The 4057-nt window shown below is 72.4% G+C and carries 2 protein-coding genes and 1 pseudogene; all 3 read right to left on the bottom strand.

The window, feature by feature from the left end; genetic code table 11:
- Window positions 1-2296: NAD-dependent DNA ligase LigA (ligA, locus tag VR45_RS07895; RefSeq protein ID WP_107084128.1), on the bottom strand; the 2296-nt coding region annotated here is incomplete at its 3' end.
- Window positions 2297-2320: 24 nt separating this feature from the next.
- Window positions 2321-3349, bottom strand: coding sequence for a methionine synthase (locus tag VR45_RS07900; protein WP_107084129.1), 1029 nt, complete (start codon window positions 3347-3349; stop codon window positions 2321-2323).
- Between the two features lie 94 nt (window positions 3350-3443).
- Window positions 3444-4057 (bottom strand): annotated as a pseudogene (locus tag VR45_RS07905) (hypothetical protein); the annotation flags it as partial.

The raw sequence follows: 4057 nt of genomic DNA on the forward strand, positions 1-4057 counted from the left end.
TCTTGGCGGCGGCCTTCTTCCGGGCCGGTGCCTTCTTCACCGGCTCCTCCGGCGGCTCCGCCGGCAGCCCCAGGTGGACCCGGGCGGCGGCCGAGCCCTGCTCCAGCAGGATCGTGAAGCCCGCGTCGTCGAGGACCGGCAGCCCCAGCTGAACTGCCTTGTCGTACTTGGACCCGGGGTTGTCACCAGCGACCACGAAGTGGGTCTTCTTCGACACCGAACCGGTCACCTTCGCACCCCGCGAGGTCAGCGCCTCCTTGGCGCCGTCCCGGGTGTGCCCGGCCAGCGTGCCGGTGACCACGACGGTCAGCCCCTCCAGGGGGCGCTCGCCCTCCTCCTCGGTGGCCTCCTCGGTGAAGCGGACCCCGGCCGCACGCCACTTCTCGACGATCTCCCGGTGCCAGTCCACCTGGTACCACTCGACGATCGAGCGCGCGGTGCCCGCGCCGACCCCCTCGGTGGCGGCCAGCCGCTCCTCGCTCGCCGCGAAGATCGCGTCCAGGTCGCGGAACTCCCGGGCCAGGTCCTGGGCGGCGACCGGGCCGACGTGCCGGATCGAGAGGCCGTTGAGGAAGCGCCAGAGCGGACGGTCCTTGGCCTTCTCGATGTTCTCCAGCATCAGCCCGGTGTTCTTCTTCGGCGCACCGGCGGTGGTGGCGAAGAAGAACACCTCCTTCTCCTCGCCGGTCTCGTCGTCCAGCTTCGGCATACCGGTCTTCTGGTCGCGCACCAGCACCTTGATCGGCAGCAGCCGCTCCACCGTCAGACCGAAGATGTCGCCCTCGTTCCCCACCGGCGCCTCGGCCGGCTCCAACGGCTGGGTCAGCGCGGTGGCGGCGACATAACCGAGGCCCTCGATGTCCAGCGCCGAGCGCCCGCCGAGGAAGGCGATCCGCTCCCGGATCTGGGCCGGGCAGAACTGGGCGTTGGGGCAGCGCAGATCGATGTCCCCCTCCGCCATCGGCCGCAGCCCGGTGCCGCACTCGGGGCAGTGCGAGGGCATCACGAACGCCTGCTCGCTGCCGTCCCGCAGGTCGTACACCGGGCCGAGGATCTCCGGGATCACGTCGCCGGCCTTGCGCAGCACCACGGTGTCGCCGAGCAGGACGTCCTTGGCCTTGACCACGTCCTGGTTGTGCAGGGTCGCGTACTGCACCATCGAACCGGCCACCTTCACCGGCTCGGCCAGCACCGCGTACGGGGTGGCCCGGCCGGTGCGGCCGATCCCGACCTTGATCGCGGCGAGCTTCCCGGTGACCTCCTCCGGCGGGTACTTCCAGGCGATCGCCCAGCGCGGGGACTTCGAGGTGGAGCCGAGCCGGCCCTGCAGGGCGATCTCGTCCACCTTGACGACCACGCCGTCGATCTCGTGCTCGACCGAGTGCCGCTGCTCGCCGAAGTGCGCGATGAACTCCCGCACCTCCGCCAGCGTGCCGACCACCCGGTTGTGCCGGGCGGTGGGCAGGCCCCAGCCGCGCAGCAGGTCGTAGGCATGCGACTGGTTGTCGATGTCGAAGCCGACCCGGGCGCCGATGCCGTGCACCACCATCCGCAGCGGGCGGGAGGCGGTGATCAGCGGGTCCTTCTGGCGCAGCGAGCCGGCCGCGGCGTTCCTCGGGTTCATGAACAGCCGGATCATCGCCCGGGGCCGCTTGCCCTCCTTGGCGCGCTCCTCGTTCTCCAGCCGGCGGCGCTCGTTCTCCTCCACGAAGGAGGCGTTGAGCGCCTCGAAGGCCTCGGTCGGGAAGTAGACCTCGCCGCGGATCTCGACCAGCTCGGGCACGTCGTCGCCGGTGAGCCGGTGCGGGATCGCCTCGATGGTGCGGACGTTGGCGGTGATGTCCTCGCCGACCCGACCGTCGCCCCGGGTCGCGGCCTGCGTCAACTGACCGTTCTCGTAGGTGAGGTTGACGGCCAGGCCGTCCACCTTGAGCTCGCACAGGTAGTGGTAGTCGATCCCGGCCAGCTCGCCGGCGACCCGCTCGGCCCAGGCGGCGAGCTCCTCGTCGTCCATCGCGTTGTCCAGGCTGAGCAGCCGCTCCCGGTGCTCGACCGGGGCGAACAGCAGGGTCGGTGCGCCGCCGACCCGCTGCGAGGGCGACTCCGGGGTGACCAGGGCGGGATGCTCCGCCTCCAGCCCCTCCAGCTCGCGCATCAGCGCGTCGAACTCGGCGTCGCTGACGACCGGAGCGTCCTGCTCGTAGTACCGGGCCCGGTGGTCCGTGATCTCGGCGGCCAGCTCGGCGTGCCGCTTGCGCACCTCCGCCGGAACGTCCTCCCAGCCCTCGACAGCCACCACCGCAAGCCCTCCGTCAATCTCTCATTCCGGGTTGTCCACCAGGCTCCGGGCCGCGTTCACACTGAGTGACAGCGCCCGGCGGGCAAAGTCCGGGGAGGCCCCGGCCAGCCCGCAGGTCGGCGTCACCAGTACACGGCGGCCCAGCAGCTCCGGGGAGAACCCGAGCCTGCGCCACAACGCCCTGACACCCTGGACACTACCGGCCGGGTCCGACAGTGCCGTTGATTGAGCGAGCGCCCGCTCGGTGGAGGGGACGACGCCCGCGAGGATCACGGTGCCGGCGTCGATCGCCTCGCCGAACTCCTCGTCCTCACGCTCGGTCAGCAGCGAGAAGTCCAGCGAGACACCGGCGACCCCGGCCCGGCGCAGCAGCGGCAGCGGCACCCCGGGCGCGCAGCAGTGCACCACCACGGGTGCGTCCAGGGCGCCGATCACGTCCCGCAGCGCCTCCTCGGCGCGCTGCCGGTCGACGGAGCGCAGCCGCTGGAAACCGCTCGCGGTCCGCACCTCGCCGGACAACACGGCGGGCAGCGAGGGCTCGTCGAGCTGGAGCACCAGCTCCGCCCCGGGCACCCGGCGGCGGACCTCGGCGAGGTGGCGGCGCAGGCCCTCGGTGAGCGAACCGGCGATGTCCCGGCAGGCGCCCGGGTCGGCGAGCGCCTTCTCGCCGTACTTGAGCTCGATCGAGGCGGCCAGGGTCCACGGCCCCACCGCCTGCACCTTGAGCGCGCCGGTGTAGCCCTGGGTGAACTCCTCCATCGCGTCGAGGTCCTCGCCCAGCCAGGAGTGGGCCCGCCGGGTGTCCCGGCCCGGACGGTCGGCGAAGCGCCAACCGCTCGGCTCGGTCTGCGCGAACAGCTCGACCAGGAGGCCGGCAGAACGGCCGATCATGTCGGCGCCCGGCCCCCGGGCGGGGAGTTCGGGGAGGAACGGCAGGTGCTCCAGCGCGCCGGTGGAGGTCCGGGCGGCCTCCCGGGCGTCGGTGCCGGGCAGCGATCCGACGCCGGTGGCGGCGCCGACCAGTTCGGGGAAGGGAAGTCCGTTGCTCACGGCCGAAGCCTATGGGGTCGGGAACGCCGACGGCCCCGGCACCGGGCGCGGGGCTCGGTGGCGGGGCCGCCGGAGGGTGCGGGCCGGGTGGTGGTCAGTAGCTCTCGCTGCCACTGTCGTCGACCACGAGGTGCACCGGCGCACCGCTGGCGTTGTGGAGCACGACCGTCCTGTTGGCCGGATCGACCGGGACCACGGCCTGGTTGGCGACGGTCTGCCCGGCCTCGAAGTTGAGCGTGGAGGTGTCCGGGACCGGTCCGACGCCGGAGTACGCCGTGAGGTGGCCCGCGGCCCCCGGCTCGGTCACCGTGACGTTCAGGGTGGCCGAGGCCGGGTAGCTCCCCGCGCCCGCGAAGACGGTCAGGGAGCCCCAGGCCGGGACGGTGCCCGCCGGGCGGTAGTAGGGACGCCCCCAGCTCAGCCGGGTGTCCATGATCCGGGTCGGCCCGCCCGGGTAGAACGCGATCCGGCCCTCGGCGCTGTGGTGGCCGGCCAGGTCGGCGATCAGGTGCACGGTGCCGCCGGAGCGGTTGTAGAAGGACACCTTGCCGTCCTTCACCGGCACCGTCACCAGGTTGGCGACAGTCCTACCGGCCGTCCAGTTCAGGTTCGAGGTGTCCGGCGCCGCGCCACCGTGCGGGTAGACCGTCAGATGGCCGTCCTGCTCCGGCTCGGTGACCGTCACGTTCATCGTCACCGCCGTGGCCC

This window comes from Streptomyces sp. NRRL S-495 (genome assembly GCF_000966955.1).
Lineage (GTDB): Bacteria > Actinomycetota > Actinomycetes > Streptomycetales > Streptomycetaceae > Kitasatospora > Kitasatospora purpeofusca.